The 1,082-nt window shown below is 31.1% G+C and carries 1 protein-coding gene and 1 pseudogene; both read left to right on the forward strand.

The window, feature by feature from the left end; translation table 11 throughout:
- Positions 1 to 517 (forward strand): annotated as a pseudogene (locus J3U36_RS11330) (hypothetical protein); the annotation flags it as partial.
- A gap of 10 nt (positions 518 to 527) precedes the next feature.
- A complete protein-coding gene (locus J3U36_RS11335) occupies positions 528 to 890 on the forward strand; it encodes a hypothetical protein (RefSeq protein WP_267360336.1) in 363 nt (120 codons plus the stop codon).
- Positions 891 to 1,082: the final 192 nt, after the last annotated feature.

A 1,082-nucleotide genomic window follows, 5' to 3' on the forward strand; every position in this document is an offset into this window, starting at 1 on the left:
ATACGCCCGTATCAAAATAACTGGCACTGAAGTCAGAGCGAAAGTACATCATAAAATTGAAACGGTAACGGTTGAATTAGATGAGGTTAATTGGAATAATGTTGTTGAAAAGGGAGAGAGAGGATCTTTAACCGGCAAACCAACTGAAATACCACTTTCAAGTACTTCTGAAAATATACGTTCAATTATAAGAGAAAATGAAAGTGCTCAAATTCTTTCAAAGAATGGTTATCATGTGGAACAGAATCCCATTACATCAGGAATAAAAAACCCAGATTACAAAATTAATGGTGAAATATTTGATAACTATGCTCCAAGTTCAAATAATGTTAGGAATATTTGGGCTGGCGTTGAAGATAAAGTGCTTAAGGGGCAAACAAACAATGTAGTTATTAATATATCTGATTCTAAAGTGACGGTAGATGCTCTTGAAGAACAGTTTTCTAAATGGGAGATTAAAGGATTGGATAAAATAATTGTTATAGATAAATCAGGAAATATAACTAGAATTAAGTGAGATAAATATTATGGCAATAGATATAACATGCTATACAACATTAGATGCAGAGTTATTAAATAAAAAAATTAGTAAGGTTAAATCAGATTATAAAGATATTTTTGATAAATCATATATTATTTATTTGGCTTCACCAATTTTAGAACGAAAACAATTAGAGTTTATTAGTGATAATCAGAAAAGATATTCTCTAGAAAGTAAGTTATTAATTGCTGAAGAATTTGGTTTAGAAGGTGCTAGATCATATTTTATGGTATCGGTAAATGATAAATCCTTTCCGGAAATGAATACATCAGAAATAGCAGATCTTTTACGCTCAGAGCTAGGAAAAGAAAATATCATTGTATTGCTTAACAATGAGAAATTAATTTAATTTTTTCCCCGATCAATAGATTGGGGACTTTCATCTATTTTTTGATCTCTATCACAAGCTTAATCATTATTTTATTCAGCTCAAAGTTAATGATGAACGTTAGCCCTATATAAAATTAGTGGATGTCATCTTTGACCGCCAAACACAGCACCGAGCCTGGTATCAAGATGTCCCCTTACAGATATTGGGTGG

This window comes from Gilliamella sp. B3817 (genome assembly GCF_026536705.1).
Lineage (GTDB): Bacteria > Pseudomonadota > Gammaproteobacteria > Enterobacterales > Orbaceae > Gilliamella > Gilliamella apicola_I.

Bases quoted from the DNA above. Each gene is read 5' to 3' on its own strand.
- J3U36_RS11335 (WP_267360336.1), top strand. From the start codon at position 528: ATGGCAATAGATATAACATGCTATACAACATTAGATGCAGAGTTATTA.